Origin of the sequence: Robiginitalea myxolifaciens, assembly GCF_900115205.1 — a bacterium.
GTDB lineage: Bacteria > Bacteroidota > Bacteroidia > Flavobacteriales > Flavobacteriaceae > Robiginitalea > Robiginitalea myxolifaciens.
In genome coordinates this window covers 1,179,118-1,198,792 of record NZ_FOYQ01000001.1, presented here as the reverse complement: position 1 = coordinate 1,198,792, position 19,675 = coordinate 1,179,118, and the positions used below count along the sequence as shown (strand labels likewise).

At 49.4% G+C, this 19,675-nt stretch carries 14 protein-coding genes; 9 read left to right on the top strand and 5 right to left on the bottom strand.

What is annotated here, in order from left to right:
* Positions 1-15: 15 nt before the first annotated feature.
* The gene (locus BM318_RS05270) at positions 16-3,099 is read right to left on the bottom strand and encodes a WD40/YVTN/BNR-like repeat-containing protein (RefSeq protein ID WP_394333333.1); all 3,084 of its coding nucleotides are present in this window, start codon (positions 3,097-3,099) and stop codon (positions 16-18) included.
* A 172-nt stretch (positions 3,100-3,271) separates the two neighbouring features.
* On the opposite strand from BM318_RS05270, the gene BM318_RS05265 reads away from it, so the two are divergent.
* From BM318_RS05265 to BM318_RS05240, 6 genes are all read left to right on the top strand, one after another.
* Positions 3,272-4,291 (top strand): Ig-like domain-containing protein, encoded by a 1,020-nt coding sequence (locus BM318_RS05265; RefSeq protein WP_092981228.1) that lies wholly within the window; start codon positions 3,272-3,274, stop codon positions 4,289-4,291.
* A gap of 111 nt (positions 4,292-4,402) precedes the next feature.
* Entirely contained in the window at positions 4,403-7,069 is a 2,667-nt protein-coding gene (locus tag BM318_RS05260) for a DUF4114 domain-containing protein (protein ID WP_092981227.1), read from the top strand.
* A 96-nt stretch (positions 7,070-7,165) separates the two neighbouring features.
* A complete protein-coding gene (locus tag BM318_RS05255) occupies positions 7,166-8,227 on the top strand; it encodes a DmpA family aminopeptidase (protein ID WP_245759744.1) in 1,062 nt (353 codons plus the stop codon).
* 7 nt (positions 8,228-8,234) lie between these two features.
* A complete protein-coding gene (locus tag BM318_RS05250) occupies positions 8,235-8,966 on the top strand; it encodes an ion transporter (protein ID WP_092981225.1) in 732 nt (243 codons plus the stop codon).
* 70 nt (positions 8,967-9,036) lie between these two features.
* Positions 9,037-9,873 (top strand): 3-keto-disaccharide hydrolase, encoded by an 837-nt coding sequence (locus BM318_RS05245; RefSeq protein ID WP_092981223.1) that lies wholly within the window; start codon positions 9,037-9,039, stop codon positions 9,871-9,873.
* 80 nt (positions 9,874-9,953) lie between these two features.
* A complete protein-coding gene (locus tag BM318_RS05240; protein WP_092981221.1) occupies positions 9,954-11,291 on the top strand; it encodes a Gfo/Idh/MocA family protein in 1,338 nt (445 codons plus the stop codon).
* A 33-nt stretch (positions 11,292-11,324) separates the two neighbouring features.
* Here BM318_RS05240 and BM318_RS05235 read toward each other — a convergent pair whose 3' ends face one another.
* The gene (locus BM318_RS05235) at positions 11,325-12,440 is read right to left on the bottom strand and encodes an acyltransferase family protein (protein ID WP_092981219.1); all 1,116 of its coding nucleotides are present in this window, start codon (positions 12,438-12,440) and stop codon (positions 11,325-11,327) included.
* Positions 12,441-12,480: 40 nt separating this feature from the next.
* Positions 12,481-13,053 carry an ankyrin repeat domain-containing protein gene (locus BM318_RS05230; RefSeq protein ID WP_092981217.1) on the bottom strand — a complete coding sequence of 191 codons (573 nt, stop codon included), beginning with the start codon at positions 13,051-13,053 and terminating at the stop codon, positions 12,481-12,483.
* Between the two features lie 229 nt (positions 13,054-13,282).
* Between BM318_RS05230 and BM318_RS05225 the strand changes: the two genes are divergently transcribed.
* From BM318_RS05225 to dcm, 3 genes are all read left to right on the top strand, one after another.
* Positions 13,283-15,310: a helix-turn-helix domain-containing protein gene (locus BM318_RS05225; RefSeq protein ID WP_092981215.1), complete on the top strand. Its 2,028-nt coding sequence runs from the start codon at positions 13,283-13,285 to the stop codon at positions 15,308-15,310.
* Between the two features lie 83 nt (positions 15,311-15,393).
* Positions 15,394-16,374 (top strand): HIT domain-containing protein, encoded by a 981-nt coding sequence (locus tag BM318_RS05220; protein ID WP_218154989.1) that lies wholly within the window; start codon positions 15,394-15,396, stop codon positions 16,372-16,374.
* Between the two features lie 248 nt (positions 16,375-16,622).
* The gene (gene dcm, locus BM318_RS05215) at positions 16,623-17,942 is read left to right on the top strand and encodes a DNA (cytosine-5-)-methyltransferase (protein ID WP_317040340.1); all 1,320 of its coding nucleotides are present in this window, start codon (positions 16,623-16,625) and stop codon (positions 17,940-17,942) included.
* On the opposite strand, the gene BM318_RS05210 is transcribed toward dcm, so the two are convergent.
* Entirely contained in the window at positions 17,919-18,356 is a 438-nt protein-coding gene (locus BM318_RS05210) for a very short patch repair endonuclease (protein ID WP_092981214.1), read from the bottom strand. The genes dcm and BM318_RS05210 overlap by 24 nt on opposite strands.
* A gap of 5 nt (positions 18,357-18,361) precedes the next feature.
* Complete coding sequence (locus tag BM318_RS05205; RefSeq protein WP_143099923.1) at positions 18,362-19,672, bottom strand: MvaI/BcnI family restriction endonuclease; 1,311 nt, start codon at positions 19,670-19,672, stop codon at positions 18,362-18,364.
* Positions 19,673-19,675 lie beyond the last annotated feature (3 nt).

Below are 19,675 nucleotides of genomic sequence, written 5' to 3'. Positions count from 1 at the left end.
AGTCAATACCCCGACCTAATCTTCTATAAACAAATAGTTTAAGTTCAACTCGTTGAAAGCCTTGTTGAAGGCGGCGATTTCCTCATCTACCATCTTGTCAAAGGCAGCCAACTCCTTATTGATCGCTGCGGTGAGTTCATTTTTAACCGCAATGTCCTGAGCCGTTGGCGGGAAATCGCCATAGCCCACTAACGTGGCTACGTGTCCCAGCTTATTGGTCAACTTAATCGGGAAATTAAGCGGATCCTGCCCACTGCGGTTCTTCGTTTGATACAGCGCCTTCTCGATTTCCCCGAAACCGTCCTTAATGGTCTTGGCTTTTTCCACCAATTCTTTGGTGGCCTCGTTCCCCTTGTATTGCTTCATAAAGGCGTCGAGTTGCCCGCTTACGTTCCGGATTTTTTCGATGGATTCGTGTGCGCGATCAATCGTTTTGTTGACATCCGTAATGAACTCATGCTGCTTTTGCATATCGGCTACGCTGGCTTCTGCTCTGGGGTCGGGAACGATGGTGAAGCGCTCGGATTGCGTGCCTGAAGCAGTGGTTAGGTGTACCATATAATCCCCGGGAACTGCTTTCGGACCTCTGAGTCCGGCGCCCCAAAGGATCATACCCGGGAGGCGTTTGGCATTCTTGCCCTGGGTATTCCATACATGTGTATTTCCACCTTGCTCCACCTTGAGCTTTTCATTCCGCTCCTTGGCATAGGTGCTGAAATTTGCCAGCGTATCTCCACTAATTGTGGTGTAGGTCAGGCTTACGCTGTCCTTTTCGGCAAAATCCTTCAGGAAGAAGTGCGTTACGACTCCTGCCGGGTGATTTTGCCCCTCAGTCAGGGAAGGTGTGCTGCGTGCCCCGCCTCGCATGCGGTAGGAATCTTTTGGCTTATACAGGATGGCATCGGCACTGCGATCGCCTGCTTCCAGTTGATGCAAAACGGTAAGGTCGTCGATGATCCAAACGGAACGCCCCTGGGTAGCCACGATGAGGTTGTTGTCCTTGATGGCGAGATCCGTAATCGGTACGATCGGCAGGTTCAGCTGGAAGGGTTTCCAGGAAGCCCCGTCGTCGAAGCTGATGTACATGCCTGTTTCCGTTCCGGCATAGAGCAAGCCCTTGCGTTTCGGGTCTTCGCGGACCACCCGGGTAAAGTGCTCCTCAGGAATACCGTTCGTTATTTTTTGCCAGGTTTGCCCGTAATCCGTGGTTTTGTAGAGATACGGCTGGAAGTCGCCCAGCTTGTATCGGGTAGCGGCCACGTAGCAGGTTCCTTCGTCAAAAGCAGAAGGCTCAATACTGTTGATCATGCTCCATTCCGGCATGCCGGCAGGGGTAACATTGTCCCAGCTGCCACCGCCATCGCGGGAGACATGGATCAGGCCGTCATCGCTTCCTACCCAGAGCAGTCCTTCCTTAAGCGGACTCTCATTGGCTGCGAAGATGGTACAGTAATATTCCACCCCGGTATTGTCCTGGGTAATCGGTCCGCCACTGGAAACCAGTTTATCGGGATCGTTACGGGTGAGGTCCGGGCTTAACAATTCCCAGCTCTGTCCTTCATTTGTACTCATGTGGACATGTTGGGAAAAGGTGTACAGCTTCTTGGGATCGTGCTTGCTGAAAATAATGGGGAAGTTCCACTGGAAGCGGTATTTCATCCCTTCGGCCCCGTACCCCATAGGGTTATCCGGCCAAACGTTTATGGCGCGAACGGTTCCAGCATCGTGGTTGACGCGGGTCAGGAAACCACCATAGCTTCCTCCGTAAACGATATCGTTATTCTCTGGGTCTACGGCAATGTGGGCAGATTCCCCTCCGGCAGTCGGTTCCCAGTCGTCCTCAGAGATGCCGAAGCCATCCGAACGGTGCCGGATTCGAACCGTGCTGTTGTCCTGCTGGGCCACGTAAATACGATACGGATGTGCATTGTCCGTCGTAACCCGGTAAAATTGCGCTGTGGGTTGGTTGTAATAGGTACTCCAGTTTTCCCCGCCGTCATAGGAGACCTGGGCCCCACCGTCGTCCCCGATGATCATTCGCATCGGATCTTCCGGGGCTATCCACAGATCGTGGTGGTCGCCATGGGGCGCATTAAACGTATTGAAGGTGCGACCCCCATCGGTAGACTTGTGGTAACGTACATTCAGTACATAGACCACATCTTCGTCGTGGGTGTCGGCATAAACGCGAGTATAGTACCAGGCGCGTTGGCGCAGTTTGCGCTCACTATTTACCTGGGACCAGGTTTTTCCGCCATCTTCCGAGCGGTACAATCCACCCTTGTCCTTGTTCTCTACAATGGCCCAAACGCGTTGCGCATTAACCGGGGAAACCGTTACTCCGATAATTCCCAGAGTTCCTTCCGGAAAGCCCTTATTCTTAGAAATTTCTGTCCAGGTTTCCCCGCTATCCGTTGATTTCCAGAGCGCTGATCCCTCGCCACCTGAACTCAAGCTGTAAGGGGTTCGCTGCACCCTCCAGGTACTCGCATAGAGAATACGCGGGTTGGTGGGGTCAAAAGTGAGATCTACCGCCCCGGCCTGATCGTTTACATAAAGAATTTTCTTCCAGGAAGCGCCGCCATCCGTGCTCTTGTAAATGCCCCGATCCTGAGTCGGTTTGTATATGTTGCCCATAACGGCAGCATAAACAACATCGTGGTTGGTCGGGTGTACTTTGAGGCGGGGAATGTGTCGGGTTTTTTCCAGTCCGGCCTGCTGCCAGGTTTTCCCGGCATCCACGGACTTCCATACACCATAACCGCTGGAGACATTCCCGCGGACGGTTTTTTCACCGCCCCCCACGTAGATAACATTCGGGTCGCTTTGGGCCACTTCAACGGCGCCAATACTTCCCCCGAAGTACCCGTCGGAGATATTTGCCCAGGTACGGCCACCATCCTGGGTGCGCCATACGCCCCCACCGGTAGCCCCGAAGTAAAACAAATTAGGCTGTCCGGGTACCCCGGTTACAGCGGCAGAACGTCCGCCTCGAAACGGGCCTACCAGCCGATATTCCAGGGAGGAATACAGGCTTTCGTCAAAAGTTGTGGTGTTGGCCCCGCGATTGCGGCGTTGTGATTGGGCCTCATAAGGCATCAGGCCAAGAAGGAGCAGAAGGAACCCTGCCCGCAGAACGAGATTTTTCATAAGTGTCGTATTCGAATTAGTCAGCTGTTGAAAATACGGAATTATTTGCCGTTCACAACGTCCCAGAGCGGTTCGACAACAAAGTTTTCGCCTGCCTCCGATCTCGCTATACTTTAGTAGTATGGCATTCCTACAGCCTAATGCAGTGGTCCTTTCCGGGATACGCTTCACCCTGTTTTTGCTCTTCCTCATTCTGGGGAACCAGGCCCTTATGGCCCAAAATGTAGCACCAACCGCGGTAGACGACAGCTATTCCACCGGTTTAAATACTACGCTGAACGTCCCGGCCAACGGGGTAATCTCCAACGATACTGACCCAAACGGAACGGCAGGTTTAACGGTTAACCCGACTCCTGTTACCCTTCCTTCGAACGGAGCCCTTACGTTGAATTCCGATGGGAGTTTCAGCTATGTGCCCAATCCGGGGTTTAGCGGGACCGATAGTTTTGAATATCAGGTTTGTGACGATGGCACCCCTAATGAGATAGTTTCCCGATTTGATTTTGACGACCCCAACCTGGCGCTGGCGACCATTGGCCCGGACGCGACCGCAGTAAGTCCCCTGGCGGCCCAGACAGGATGTGGAATCCATATTGCCAGTGGCGCAGGTGGAAGTGTGGGGATCGACGTCTTTGTCCCGAATACCGGGAACATTTTCAATTTTACCAGCTTCCGGGCAGATTTTGAATACCAGGATCAGGAAGGAACCGCAGACATCGCCACAGCCGGTAATTTCCGCATCTGGCATATCGGGTCGAACAACCTTGGGGTAGAGGTACAGGTAATCGACGGGAATACCGGTACCCCGGCTACCTATTCGGTAAACCTGGGCGCATTCCTGAGCGGAAATAACCCATATACTATTGAATACGATGAACTAACCGGAAACATCATTTATACGGCCAATGGGACCACTACCACCTTTGCCTTAGCCCCGGCCTATTCCCCTTTGAATACCACCCTGGCCACACAAATCCATGTAGGTCGATTTATGGATAGCAGCGGTTCGGCCATTCCATCGCTTTGTAGCATTCAGTTTACCGACACCAGCAAGCTTTGCGATACCGGCCTGGTTACCCTCACCATTCCAACTTCCGTGATAACCAACCGCAGGATAACTTACCGGGTAAACCGCAATTAGTTTATCGCACTTCCTCCTGGCTTTATCTACAGGAAATTGCCATTCACCGACAGCTACCTTATAAGCTAGGAAAGCCACCGCATATTTGTTGCAGATTCCAAATTTTGCAACATGATTAAAAAGCTACTTTACTTACCCTGGCTGCTGCTCACCGGTATTAGCTATGGACAAGACTACAACTACCTGGGGACCTTCGACAGTGAAGGGACGCCAGACTACCTGACCACTCCCGACGTGGTTTCAGAAAGCACATTAAAACTGGTTGCGGACGCCCTGCCCGAAGGGTATCCGGTACCGGATTACAACCCACACTACATTAGCTCCGGCTACGACACCGACATTATCCTTTACGAAGAGGCTGAGGTCTGGGTAACATTCGTTGCCGAAGGTGCCGGGTATAAAAACGTATTGGGGTTCTTTACCTATGAGGCCGGATCACCGCCTCCGACCACCCCGCAACCCGAAGACATTACCATTGTTTTCCCCAACGTTTCCGCCAAATGGAGTGGAGGAGGGCTATATGCCGGGGATAAGGTAAAAATCGGAAGGTTCCCTGCCGGCACCGCTATTGGTTGGGTGCTGTTCGCCAATGGATGGCGCGGCAAGGTAACCGGAGGGCACTGGCAGGTGTATTCCCGTCCGGAATACAACCCGGAGTCCGATCCGACCCTGCAATTCCACAATGTACTGTTGAGCGATTCCGAAAACGAGCGCATTATCCTCGGATTCGAGGATATTCGACGCGATTACGGTAGCTGTGATCAGGATTTTAACGATGCCCTGTTTTACATTACCGCTTCCCCCTACACCGCCCTGAAAACGGAAAACCTGGTTCGGGTAGAAGATCGCAACGATGTCAGTTCCGGAAACGATGGCGGGTTGGAAAGCCATGGACGCCTGGCTCAAAAGATTGCCAAACGTACCCTGAAACGCCGCCAAACGGGTAGCGCCCTGAACCAACAGGACCTTCAGGTGCGGTATTCCGCTAAAAGCTTTAATGGAAATTTTGCGCGAAATGGGAATCTGGATACCTATTTCCCGGAGACTGGAATGATGGGGACGGAAGAAGCCCGCGTGTCCAGTCCTGAGGATTTGCTCGAGATCACCAATGCCGATAAGGTATTTTCGGTAGACTACTACCAGGGCAACGAACGCGTTGCTGCGGCCCTGGCCCTCAATACCCTCGATGGCGTTTACAATCACACCAAATATATCTGCGATCGCCTGAACGATGCAGAGCTGACCGATGTACGGACCCTGGAATTGCAGGGACACCGCATGGTGTATACCCGCATGGAACGCGCCGAAGGAACTGAGCACACGCTGGCTTTTGCCATACGCGAAGGAATCAGCGGCTATGAACTTTTCAGCACCTGGAACCTGAGTGACTATCCTCAGGGGGATTATATGAACTTCCAGGTATGGGGATCTTCCATGGGGCAGGTGAGTACCCTGGTGAGCCATATCCTGCAGACGCTGGAAGCCGACAAACCGGTTATTACAACCCAGGCTCCCCGAATTCCTGAGGCTTTTGTCCGCAAAGGATATTATCGCGATGGGGCACTGCACCTGAAAATCGAAAATCCAGGCCGGGTATCCAGCCTTACTATTGATGGAAATTTGAAACGCACGGAGTTATCTGCCCCTGAGAATGTTTCCTTTACCCAAGTTTTGAGTGGAAACCGGGTGGAATGGATCGAAATCCCTACCGGGCACCTGTTCGATATTGGATTGCGCATGACTACCGGAGCAACCGGGAGTGCCGACGATTTGTACCTGGCCGATGGCCCCTGGGGAATTGACCTGGACACCAACCGCGACGAAGTTCCTGCCTGGAACATAGCCCAACACAAGGATTCCATTAATTCCGAACTCAAAGCCATCTTTGGAGATAGCACCTATTTGGTTGAGCGCGGACTGGAAATGTCCGGAAAAGTGGAAGGGACTATAAATGTTTTCCGCCACCTACTGGCTGGAGACCGATCCCTGGATGTAAGCGCCTATGCCTATATGAGCATAGAGCTGCAACAGGACCGCCCCATCGAGATTAGCCTGATCACCACGGAAATGAAGGACTGGAACGACAGGCTGCGCCTGAAGGTAGTTCCGGATTCGACTGCCGGGCGTTTGGAAGTTGCATTCAGCGAATTCCGGGACGGAAGCGGGAATCCCCGAAACTTTGAGCAACTGACTTCCATTGTATTCTCCGTTCAGGGGAACTACCAGGAAGCTGAGGAATTTGCCTTTGCCGTTAATGGCCTCGCCCTGACTACGAAGTCGATTACCGAAGTGGGCGAAGAAACTACAGCGGAAGATACTACTGAGGAATCTACGGAAGAAGAAACTTCAGAGGAATCTACTGAGGCTGAAACTGCGGAAGCGGCTACCGAAGCGGAAAGTGTTTCGAATGACACTTCATCTGACGAAGCTACTGGAGCTGAAAACCAGGAGGAAACTAATGAAACTGAGCAGGAAGCCGAAACAGCTTCCAATCCACTGAGCGCTCCATCGGCCTTACCCGAACTCAAGCAGGCACGGACCTATCCAAACCCGTTTGAATCGTCCTTTAAACTGATTTTGCCAGAAGCGACTAAGGAACTCCACGTGACCCTGAGCAACCTGCGCGGACAGGTAGTGTGGAAGCAAAAAGTACGTGCTGGAATGGCCGATCGCATCTTTGAGATGGTGGTACCGGGATTACCTTCCGGGGTGTATGTGTACCGCGCCTTTGATTTTACCAATGGCCAACAATACGAAGGGAAGGTGATCCGGAAGTAAGATCCTCCCAACATACTGGCAAGTTTTAGTACATTAGGCAGATACTAGTACGCAATGATTCAAAAAGCGTTCTTACTCTGCCTAATTTTTTTGTCTATGGCGGCACTTCAGGGACAACGCCTTCGCGATTACGGAATTGAACTCGGGGTGCTGCGCCCCGGCCCACTGAATGCGATAACCGACGTGCCCGGGGTTCATGTCGGGCATACGACCTTAAATTCCGGGGAGGAAGTTCGCACCGGGGTTACGGCCATCCTCCCGCATTCCGGCAACTTGTTTCAATCCAAGGTGCCTGCGGCGATATACGTGGGGAATGGATTTGGGAAGTTGGCCGGATCTACGCAGGTGGAAGAACTTGGAAATCTGGAAACGCCCATTGTTCTGACCAATACCCTGAGCGTGGCCACGGCTATGGACGCCGTAATCTCCTATACCCTGGCCCAGGAAGGCAACCAGGAAGTGCGTTCTGTGAATGCCGTGGTCGGGGAAACGAATGATGGATACTTGAACAATATTCGCGCCCGGATCGTATCCAAACAAGATGTGTTGGATGCGATCGCCGCCGCCTCAACAGGCCCCGTGGCCGAAGGAAATGTGGGTGCAGGAACTGGTACGATCGCCTTTGGTTTTAAAGGAGGAATCGGGACTTCCTCCCGCGTTTTGCCTGAAAAATTTGAGCAGTATACCGTAGGGGTTTTGGTACAAACCAATTTTGGCGGGGTACTTACCCTGAATGGCCGGAACCTGGCCCGTGACCTGGATCGTATTCCCGGGAATTTCCGCTACGACACCGATGGCTCCTGCATGATGGTGGTTCTAACCGACGCACCCCTGGATGCAAGGAACCTGAAGCGCCTGGCCGAGCGCTGCATGCTGGGCCTGGCACGCACGGGTGGCATTGCCAGCAATGGCAGCGGGGATTACGTGATAGCAGTTTCCACTGCGGAGACCAATCGCGTGCCTTACGAGCCTTCGGGAATGACCTCCGAGATGCCGGTGGTGCACAACGATTATATGAGCGCATTGTTCCTGGCGGCCATTGAGGCCACCGAAGAAGCCATCTGGAATTCCATGACCGCCGCCGAAACCGTATCCGGTCATCGGGGGACTATTCAGGCCTTGCCGATGGACCGGGTGATGGAAATCTTGAAAAAATGATTGCAGCATGAATCAGCTATCGCCTCGTAAAAGACTGTGGCAATTCCTGGAGAAGTCGGATTCCAAATGGTCCTTCCGCTTCCACTATTTTATCCAGGCACTAATTCTGTTATCGCTGATCACTTATGCGATTGAAACCCTGCCAAACCTGGATCCAGATGTAGCCCAGGCCCTCTATGTTTTCGAGATTTTTACAGTAGTTGTGTTTACCCTGGAATATGTTTTACGGGTCATGGCCGCCCCGAACCCCTGGAAGTATATTTTCAGTTTTTATGGGATTATTGATCTGCTGGCCATCCTGCCATTTTACCTTAATAACGCCCTCGACTGGCGGGCCCTGCGTTCGTTCCGGGTCCTGCGTCTGATCCGCGCGCTCAAGATGGTGCGCTACAACCGGGCCCTGCAACGATTTACTTTGGCGGCGCGCATGGTCCGGGAGGAAATCGTGCTGTTCTTTATCATCACCTTCATTGTTCTATACCTGACCTCCGCCGGGATTTATTACTTTGAAAACGAAGCCCAGCCCGAGGCCTTCGCCTCTATTTTCCATAGCTTTTGGTGGTCGATCGTTACCCTGACTACTGTGGGGTATGGCGATGTGTATCCCATTACGGCAGGGGGTAAGATTTTTACCTTTTTCGTACTCATCATTGGCGTGGGCATCGTAACCGTTCCCGCAGGACTGGTTGCCGCTTCGCTGAGCAAAGCCCGGGATATCGAAGCCGGTGAAGACTCCTGAAAGGGTAGCCGGTCGAAAGCATTTCAAGAGTTCCAAGGTTTTCGTACCTTTTTTGACTTAAGCAGCACCTATGAAACGAAATGGAATCTCCCCGGCCAAATTCCTTGGCCTGGCCCTTGGCCTCACTATATTATTTTTTTCCTCCTGCAAAGACAAAGCAGCGACACCTTCCGATGAAGATGCCAATGTGGAAACTGAAGTTGCAGCCGACGCGGACGCTAAAGATTCCGACTGGATCGTGCTCTTTGACGGGACTTCCTTAGACGGTTGGCGCGGTTATAACGCCGAGACCATGCCTCCCGGATGGGTCATTGAAGATAGTGTGCTCACCTTTAAGACCGAGCTCGGCCTGGAGCAGGATTACGAAGGCGGAAAGGACATTATGTATGCCGCAGAGGAGTTCGATAATTTTGAGCTTTATCTGGAGTGGAAGATTCCTGCAGGTGGAAATAGCGGGATCTTCTACCACGTGCAGGAAGGTTATGACGGGCCACCAGTGGTTGCGCCGGAATACCAATTGATCGATGACGAAAATTACGAGAATATCCACGACCTGACCGCTTACAATACGAGTCTGGGATATACCGACAAACCCGAAGAGTTGAAGCCCTTGCAGAGTACCGGGGCCGACTACGCCATGCATCCGCCGGACCCAGGGAAAACGCTGCATCCGGTAGGCGAGTGGAACAGTTCCAAGATCGTCTTTACCCCCGAACGCGTGGAGCACTGGCTTAACGGGGAAATGATTTTGTCCTTTGTGCCCTGGGACGATGCCTGGTACGAGCGCAAAAACGACGACAAGTGGAAAAACAGCCCGGATTACGGGAAATTCAAGTCGGGCTACATTGCCCTGCAGGATCACGCCAGCCCGATCTGGTTTCGAAATATTAAAATTAAGAGACTCTAGCCTCGGCAGGCTCAAATTAGCCTTGGCCTGCAATTTGCAAGCAGCAACAACAGAAAATCCAATCACAAAGAATTACCCTCATGAATAAGCGAACCTTTATCAAGAAAAGCGGCCTCGGCGCCCTCGGACTTTCCCTCCTGCCTTCCGGCCTGAAAGCCCTCGAAGCGAAAGGACCCCAGGCGCGACTACGCACCGCCCACATCGGGGTTGGAAATATGGGGAATGAAGACCTGCGCGACATCTCCTCCCACCCACAGGTAGACGTGGTTGCCCTTTGCGATGTAGACTCCAACAATCTGGCCGCTGCTTTGAAATTGCACCCAGGCGCCAAGACCTTTAAAGACTACCGGGTAATGTTGGCGGAAATGAGCGACGGGATCGATGCCATAATTGTTTCCACCCCGGACCATACCCATGCACCAGCCGCCCTGGCCGCAATGGAACTGGATAAACCTGTCTACTGCCAAAAACCTTTGACCCACTTTGTAAGCGAGTCCCGCGAAATGCGCCGCGTAGCCAATGAGAAAGGGCTGGTGACTCAAATGGGGATTCAAGTGCATTCCTTCTACGATTATAAACTGGCCACCCTGCTCATTCGTGATGGCATTATCGGGAAGGTGCACACCGTGCGCGCCTGGAGTCCGAAGCAATGGGGGCTTAACGGACCTGCGCCTGAAGGCTCCGATCCGGTGCCAGAAACCCTCGACTGGAACCTTTGGCTGGGAACTTCCCCCGAGGTTCCTTATAAAGATGGCTATTACCATCCCGGTTACTGGCGCCGACTCGTCAACTACGGTTGCGGAACCTTAGGCGATATGGGAGTGCATATTTTCGATACCCCTTATAATGCCCTGGAGCTCGATGTACCGCGAACCATCATGACCGAGTGCCGTCCGCCAAGTGGGTTTGGCTATCCGGAAAACAACACCGTTACCTATGAATTCCCAGGAACTGATTATACGGCCGACAGCCTGAAATGGGTCTGGTACGATGGCCCTGGAATGCCTCCCGCTCATGAAGACTTAGCGCTCCCGGGAGGCGAACAACTCCACGACCAGGGTGCGATGTTCCTGGGCGAAAAAGGACGTTTGTACCTGCCACACTTTATGCTTGAACCCAAGCTCATTGTCGATGGTGCCTACCAGGAGATGGATTTTGAAAAGTACGGCCTGGGTACCCCGATCCGCAACTACGCCAGTGAAGGTCCTAAGCACTACCACCAGTTTGTAGACGCATGCCTGGGCAAGGGGGAAACCACTGCACCTTTTGATTACGGCGCCCGCCTTACCGAAACCATTTTACTGGGAACGATTGCCGGCCGCTTCCCCGGCCAGACTCTCCACTGGGATGCCGAAAAGGCGCAATTCGCGGAAGCCGAAGCAAACCAGTATTTGAGCGGGGAGTATCGGGAGTTTTAGGGAATTGCTGAATAGCTCCTGGGGAATCGCAGACTAGCGGGTTGGCCCTACAACTTCTTCTAGTGCGTTGCCCTTTTCTTTGAGTGCCTTTTCCTTACGCCCCCGTCCTTTTAATCCAAAGAGGGGCCGCAGGAACCCTATGCGTCGAATAACAAATTCGTAAAGCAGGTAACAGACAACGCCTGTAAACGCTACAATCCCAACGAATTTCAGAAATACGGGAATTTCCAGGGGCAGGATCAGGTAGGATCCGGCATAGAGGGCAAACATGTGCAGGATGTAGACCGGATAGGCCGCTGTGCTGAGGTAACTCAATAGCGCACTGGGTTTGTTCAGGTATTTGTAGGCGAACCCGAATAGCCCAAAAATCCAGCAGTTCGATTCAATCGCCAATACATAGCCGGGCATTTGCAGGTTAAAGACAAAGAATCGCACCGCATATAACCCAAGGGCCAGCCCCAGGTATAACCAGCGCCATTTTAGGAGCGTTTGCCAGATCGCCTTCCCACTGTAAACAAACAGGAAACCAAAGAGGAAGGCCAGCAGCCCCATAAAGAATCCGTGCCAGGTCTCAGCATATAATTCAAAGAGCTGGGGCTTTACCAATAAAACTTCCAAAATAAAGAACACCGATACCGATAAGGGCCCCAGGGGATTGCCCATATAAGCGGAGAGCGCCTTTTTAAAGGATCCTTCCTCCCGGTTTTTCAGGTAGAAAAAGAGTGGCGAGAGAATTATCACGTACACGAAAATATTCCCAAGAAACCACAGGTGCCCGGCGTGTGGAAAATAGCTCAGCGGCATCCCGTAATAGCCCTGAAAAATATACATGTGCAGGGGGGTGATCGCCAGGAATCCAAAAACAAAGGGTAAGAGGATACGCTTGGTACGTTCTCCCAACAGTTGCTTCCAGTTGCGCTTGCGCAGGGCAAAATATACCCCCATCCCCGAGACATAGAACAAGAGCGGAATCCTCCAGACATTTAAAGCCGTCATCGGGGTCCACAGGCTTTCCATGATTTCAGGACCCCGAATAAAGCCGATTAGCATGGCCCATGGCTGGAAGACTATTGCAATGTGATAGATCAATAGCAAGCCAATGGCTATCACCCGCAACCAGTCAATATCGTATCTTCTTTCGTGTAACATAATTTTGGTCTAAAAGGCTGTTTACTGTGGCATCTGCGGTTTACTGTAACATCATGGCTACCACCGGACGGGACTTTTCCACTTCTTCAAGATCCAGCTCAAAGCCCATGGGCGCCAATTGCTGGTGCAACATTTGGTAGATAGGTTTGACATCTCCAAAGGACCCTAAGACGGTTTCCCGGGCGGTTGATCCGTAATTGTTCCGTACGCCTTTGTCCGCTTTGGCATCGATCAGTTGCTGTACGATCTCTATCCGGCAAAAGAAGGCTGCGGTATGCAAGGCTGTAGATCCATCGTTGTTTTGAATATTGAGATCCGCTCCTGCTTCGATCAGGGTCTTGACCATCTCTTGCTTCCCAAAAGTTGCGGCGGTGATCAGCGGGGTAGACCCACCGAAGGGTTCCTTTTGGTTCAGGTCTGTACCTGAAGCTATGTGTTGTTTTACTACTTCGAGGTTCTCCGAAATCACGGCAGTATGGATGTCCATTTTTGGAACAGTCACTTCTGCTGTGGCCTGGGAAGTTTTATTGTTTTGCCCGCAGGCGGTAAAAAATAACAGCCCTATACTGAGCATGCTTAGGGTCTTTAGTACGGTAAGATTCATAGTTTTCATTTGCTTTGATTTTAGAATTAAACTTTACTGAGACAAAGATCCGCTGGGTGCTGACGCAAGGCCAATCAGGCATGCTGCCGAATGCATAAGCCTTGGGGAGGCGGGTATAACAATTGGCGCAGGGATAGCAATTATGACGCAAACCGCTGTTTAAGCCGCTGGTTTGGAGGAATGGAAACCGAGTAGTGGCGTCTATTTTTTTTCTACTTTCGAAGGAGCAATTAGCGGCATGGCAGACCCATCTTCATTTATCGAACAGGCCAAATCCCTGGTCCTGGAAAACCTCTCCAATGAGAATTTCGGGGTTTCTGAATTGGCAGCGGCCTTGCATATGAGTCGTTCGAATCTGCTGCGCAAGGTGAAAAAGCAAACCGGACTATCAGCCAATCAGTTTATACGGGAGATTCGCCTGCAGGAAGCGATGGAGCTGCTGCGGGATTCGGAGCAAACCGTATCGGAGGTGGCTTACCAGGTAGGGTTCGGGAGCTCGTCCTACTTTATCAAGTGCTTCCGGGAGCAATATGGGTACCCCCCGGGAGAGGCCGGGAAACACAATTTCGAAGATCCGAGGAACCGTCCGGGCTTGCCCTGGAAGAAGATAGCAATAGGAGCCATTGGGCTATTGCTCATTTCTTTTTTAGCGTATACCCTGTGGCCTGCTTCCAAAGAGGTGGTTCTCGAAAAATCTATTGCCGTCCTGCCCTTTAAGAATGAGAGTAGTGATGCCACCAATGTGTATTTCATTAATGGGCTAATGGAGGCTACCCTTAACAACCTCCAAAAGATTGAAGATTTCAGGGTGATCAGTCGTACCTCGGTGGAAAAGTACCGAACTTCCGCCCAGAGTATCCCGGAGATCGCCGGAGAACTCAATGTGAATTATCTGGTGGAAGGCAGCGGACAGCGTGTAGGCGATCGCGTCCTCCTGAACATTCAATTGATCGACGCCAGCACAGACCAGCCTGTTTGGTCTGAGCAGTACAGCCGCGAGATAACCGACATCTTTGCCCTGCAGAACGAAGTGGCCCGAAGGATCGCAGCTGCGGTGGAAGCGACGGTAACCCCCCAGGAGGCGGAGCAGCTTAACAAGATCCCCACGGAAAACCTGGTAGCGTATGACTACTACCTGCAAGCACACGATCAATTATACAAACGAACCCCGGAGGGCCTGGATGCCTCGATTCCCCTATTTGAAAAGGCCCTTGAGGAAGACCCCCAGTTTTCCCTGGCTTATGCCAACCTGGCCATAGCATATTTTTTTAAGGACGAATTCCTGGTAGAAAAGCAATACACCGAAGCCATCAACAACAATGCCGACAAGGCCCTGTTGTACGATGCCAAGTCGGCCCAAAGCCTGATCGCCAAGGCACTTTACTACACCCAGACCGGCGAATATCGCCTGGCCCTGCCCCATTTGGAAAAGGCGTTGGAATACAATCCCAATTCCTCCGTAGTGGTGCAAATCCTGGCCGATTATTACGCCCGGGTAACCCCCAATACGGCAAAATACCTGGAGTATGCCTTAATGGGGATGCAGCTCGATATCGCGGTCAAAGATTCTTCGACCCAGAGTTATGCCTACCTCCACCTCAGCAATGCGTTTGTGCAAAACGGTTTTGCCGATGAGGCCCTAACCTATGTCGACAAGTCGCTCGAATATGATCCCACCAATTACTATGCTCCCCTGGTCCGCGCCTTTGTGCTCTATGCCAAGGATAAGGATCTGAAGCAGACCCGGGATTTGCTGATAGCGGAATACCAGAAAGATTCCACCCGGCTGGATATTTTGCAGGAGGTGGCTAAGCTCTACTTCTTTGATAATGAATACGAACAGGCCTATACCTACTATGCCCCTTTTGTGGAGGCCCGGGAACAATACGGCCTGGATTTCTACCATGCGGAAGACAGTAAGATTGGGTTCGTCTATGAACAAATGGGCCTTGAAGCCGAGGCCGCTGAATTATATTCCTCCTATGCTGCCTATTGCGAAAAAGATGAATCCATCTATCAATCGGCGTGTTTTGCCGTAGCACATGTAATCGAAGGCGAATACGACGAGGCCATTGAACAACTCAAGGTCTTTGCCAACCAGGACAATATTCAGTATTGGGTCTTACTATTCCTGGATAAAGATCCGCTGCTGGATCCCTTGAAGGAGCATCCCGAGTATAGCGGCATAATTGAAAAGATCAACACCCGGTTCTGGGAAAACCAGGCGAAGCTGAAAAACACCCTGGAAGAGAAGAATTTGTTGTAGGGGGATAGGATAAGTAATTGAGGGTAGAGGTAGGGGATTTTGATTCAAGCGGTTTCAATTTTTTTTATGTAAATAAATTTCATGTGAATCATCTGAAAGAATATATCGAGGCCAATATGAGTATGTCTCATATTTACCAACCTGTAATGATTAAAACCCTGATTTTGAATGGCGGGATAGCCCACAAAAAGGATATTGCCAAATCCATTCTGTCCTATGACGAATCCCAGATTGAATACTATCAGGCGATTACCAACAATATGGTAGGGAGGATTCTTCGAAAAAATGGGATTGTCACAAAGAAGAAAGACGATTACAGATTAATTGATTTTGATTTACTAAGCGAAAATGAACTAGGGGAGTTAGTTCAATTATGCGATCAGAAAATAGACCAGTATGTTGACAAAAGAGGTAAAGCCATTTGGGCGCACAGAAGAAAGAATAGGAAACCCGTTCCTGGTTCTGTGCGCTACAAAGTATTAAGACGGGCTAGAGGACGGTGTGAACTGTGTGGAATATCTATTGAGGAAAAGGCAATCGAAGTCGACCACATAGTTCCCAAAAATCTAGGCGGATCCGATTCTATAGATAATTATCAGGCTCTCTGCTATACCTGCAACGCAAATAAAAGGGATACCGACGATACAGACTTTCGTAATATTAACGCCCTATATGAAGTGAGAGAAGATGATTGCATATTCTGTCAAATTGACGAACCCAGAATTGTGGAAGAGAATGAACTGGCCCTGGTCCTCAATGACAAATATCCGGTTACTGAAGGTCATACTCTGATTATACCGAAAAGACATTGTGAGACGTACTTTGATCTAAGTCAGGCAGAATTAAATAGTTTACACCAATTTGCTCACAAAACAAGGGATAATTTAGAAAGAGAAGATGTCTCAATAACAGGTTTTAACATTGGATTCAATGCAGGGACAGATGCTGGTCAAACTATTGGTCACTGCTACATGCACCTAATTCCTAGAAGGCATGGAGACGTTGACAACCCAATAGGAGGCTTACGAAATATCATTCCAGGTAAAGGTGATTACGGATTATAGTACCCAAAGCTACTTCGCCTCTCGTTCATGATAATCTAGACTAGTATAGAAAATTAGGATAATATGGACACATGCGATAATCATCTGCTTTATCAGAAGTCCTGCTAACAGATTGCACGCATTGAGATTATTTTTGTTTTTGACAATTGAGTGTTAGTAAATCCTGGAAAACTTAGTAGAGGAGTTTTCTGTTCGAAGACACTGTCTTAATATCTTGCGAATTACTCTGCCAGAACAACTCGAATAGAATGGAGAAACTTGAAAAGATCGCAGAAAGAATTAATCCTTTCCTTCAGAAGGATAAGTATGCCGGGAGATCAGCTGAATTTACTCATTTCATAAGTAATCTTGACAATCCGGCACGAGGTCTATACAGGGGTGGCGCTTATGAATTTATAATGGACATTGCAGAAGAAATTGAACCGGAACTTGAGTTGAGTACGGAATCAATTGAAACGGTTCTTGATATATATCTTCATAATTATAAACCAGAGCCACCATTTCAGCATCCCAAATCTCCTGAATTTACTTTTATAGATCTGTTCGCCGGTATAGGAGGCTTCAGACTAGCTTTGCAGGGGCATGGGGGAAAGTCCGTATTTTCATCGGAATGGGATAAGTACTCCAAGAAAACTTATTTGGCAAATTATGGTGAATTGCCATTCGGTGATATCACCAAGGTAGATGAGAAGGATATCCCTGACCATGATGTACTACTTGCCGGGTTTCCCTGCCAGCCATTCAGCCTTGCAGGTGTTTCAAAGAAAAATAGCTTGGGCAGAAACCACGGATTCCTTGATGAAACTCAGGGCACACTGTTTTTTGATATAGCAAGAATTATTAAAGAAAAGAGGCCCAAAGCTTTCATTCTCGAGAATGTGAAAAATCTGAGATCCCATGACAAAGGCAGGACATTTGCCGTAATCATGGATACCTTGGATAAGCTCAATTATCAAGTTTCAGCCGATATTCTTGATGCCAAATACTATGTTCCGCAGCACAGAGAGCGAATATTTATTGTGGGCTTTGACAGAAACACCTACAATCCGGACATGAAATTTTCATTTCCAGAGCAAAACGGTGATCCGATCCAGCTTGTTGATTCAAATGTGTTGGCACCGGTGGTAGATAAAAAATATACGCTGTCCGATAAGCTGTGGGGTTACCTGAAGGCCTATGCTGAAAAGCATCGTCAGAAGGGTAACGGATTTGGTTTCGGACTTGCAGACCCTTATGGCGTTACAAGGACTCTCAGTGCCCGCTATCATAAAGACGGATCAGAAATACTTGTTTCTCAAGGAAAGAAAATGAATCCAAGGAGACTTACCCCTGAAGAATGCAGGAGACTTATGGGTTTTCCTGAAGAGTTCAGAATAAAAGACACTGGCGTATCTGATACGCAGTTGTATCGTCAGTTCGGTAATTCAGTAGCTGTTCCGGTGGTTGAAGCTGTAGCGGGTCGGGTGATTGAGCATATGAAGAACAGTCTTCTGAACTCTGAAAATATGAATGATACTGAGGTGAATGAGCCAATTGAAGAAGATTCAGAACACAGATTTACTGCCTGACTTAGTCAATTCTGACAATAGTATGTTCAGACGCTCTTCAAGAACCCTAGGTTTCAATTCACATTCCCAAACTGTAATAACATTCCAACCCTGAGCCGTCAGGGCTTTTTTGTTTTTCCCGTCTCTAAGCTGATTAGACTTCAATTTTTGCTTCCACCAGTCCTTTCTTGTTTCCGGAAGTTTAAAGTACGGGCATCCCTTGTGTCCGTGCCAGAAGCATCCATGGACGAATATAACGGTATTGTATTTTCTCAGGACAAGGTCTGGATTTCCAGGCATTCCTTTTTTATGAAGACTATAACGAAAACCTTGTCCATGTAGAAATCTCCTAACAATCATTTCGGGCTTTGAGTCCATAGAACGGATTCTGCTCATGTTATAGGAACGCACTTGCGCTGAATGTACGTCGGCCATAGAACTTACAATTTAAGAAGATTAACTTCTTCTATGTTCTTATAAAGGCCTCCCAGAAAACTACTACTGAACCTGAACTGATTCCTTCGTTTCTCGGCAAAATGCTCATCACCCCTTATGCTTACTCTGTTACCGGGGTCATAAAAAATAATTCCATAGTTCAGTGCTGTAATGAAATGCAGAAAAGAAGTTTCAATTCCAAGGATAATGTTGTTGCCAAAGGCATATTCATTTGTTTTTTTAAAGAATATACCGGGCACATAACAAGCACTGGCATGTTTGCGCTCCCAATGATCCAGTAACCGGGAAAACGACCACCCAGCCGCAATATGATTATCACTGTCCTGTAATAGTACTCTACCATCAGCCTCGTTGATTTCGTTTTTTTCAAAATCAAATCCTTCCACATGTATTCTCAGACCAGTAGATGTCGACCGAAATTTGGCCACATGCTGTCCGGTGAAATCATACCTTGGTGTACCTTCTTTGGTGCGTCCGTATTTCTTCATGAATCCAATAAAATTTTCATTATATAGACCCAAATCCGGTTCTGAGGTAAATAGGGTTATGCGACGACCTCTGGTTTTACCGAAATCCGTTGTTGAGAAATGTTTGACCTCCCATCCCATAAAATCGCCCTCAGAAATACTGTTATGCGGTATTCCCAACATGGCTTCCAGGGTAAGTCCTCCTGCATTTCTTGCCTTGTATGGTTTGATTTCCATTCCTCTGGATAAAATTTGGCCAGATATGGGGCCTGAAAGATGTATCTCCCGAAGCCTTCTCAGAAGTTCGGATTTCGGATCAACCTTCTTCCTTCGAGACAGGTTGGTCAGAACGCCGGTAGTATCAGCCCATTCCGCACTAATGAATTCATTCGTAATTTCTGATTCCGGTATTCCCAGGTAACAGTATACCCTCCCTGTAGCAGAATCTGTACCCAAAAACAATATCCGGCCACTGATTCGATTGGTGGCTTGAAAAAATTCTGATGGAGCAGCTTTGCAACCATATAAAAAACCCGACAATCTCACTTCCGGATATTTTGGGTACCAGATTAGCTTTGCCTTTACGGCAGGCTCAGGTTGCATATATTCATTCAGCCAAAACAAATCCAAATCAGCCTTGAAAGTCACTAATTTTCTTGGCCCGTTCTGATCAGTATAAATAGGTCCTTTTGGTATTTGATTTATTGACCTGAAGTTAGCGCCGAGATATATCTGTTGTTTGCTGTTGTCGTTTTCAGAAAGCTCCTTGGCATAAAACTCATCACAGCCCAGTTCACTGAAAATGCTAATTAGTTCGTTTATTCTCAACGG

Coding starts and splice junctions, on each gene's coding strand:
- BM318_RS05270 (WP_394333333.1), bottom strand. CDS start 3,099: ATGCCTTATGAGGCCCAATCACAACGCCGCAATCGCGGGGCCAACACC.
- BM318_RS05265 (WP_092981228.1), top strand. CDS start 3,272: ATGGCATTCCTACAGCCTAATGCAGTGGTCCTTTCCGGGATACGCTTC.
- BM318_RS05260 (WP_092981227.1), top strand. CDS start 4,403: ATGATTAAAAAGCTACTTTACTTACCCTGGCTGCTGCTCACCGGTATT.
- BM318_RS05255 (WP_245759744.1), top strand. CDS start 7,166: ATGGCGGCACTTCAGGGACAACGCCTTCGCGATTACGGAATTGAACTC.
- BM318_RS05250 (WP_092981225.1), top strand. CDS start 8,235: ATGAATCAGCTATCGCCTCGTAAAAGACTGTGGCAATTCCTGGAGAAG.
- BM318_RS05245 (WP_092981223.1), top strand. CDS start 9,037: ATGAAACGAAATGGAATCTCCCCGGCCAAATTCCTTGGCCTGGCCCTT.
- BM318_RS05240 (WP_092981221.1), top strand. CDS start 9,954: ATGAATAAGCGAACCTTTATCAAGAAAAGCGGCCTCGGCGCCCTCGGA.
- BM318_RS05235 (WP_092981219.1), bottom strand. CDS start 12,440: ATGTTACACGAAAGAAGATACGATATTGACTGGTTGCGGGTGATAGCC.
- BM318_RS05230 (WP_092981217.1), bottom strand. CDS start 13,053: ATGAAAACTATGAATCTTACCGTACTAAAGACCCTAAGCATGCTCAGT.
- BM318_RS05225 (WP_092981215.1), top strand. CDS start 13,283: ATGGCAGACCCATCTTCATTTATCGAACAGGCCAAATCCCTGGTCCTG.
- dcm (WP_317040340.1), top strand. CDS start 16,623: ATGGAGAAACTTGAAAAGATCGCAGAAAGAATTAATCCTTTCCTTCAG.
- BM318_RS05210 (WP_092981214.1), bottom strand. CDS start 18,356: ATGGCCGACGTACATTCAGCGCAAGTGCGTTCCTATAACATGAGCAGA.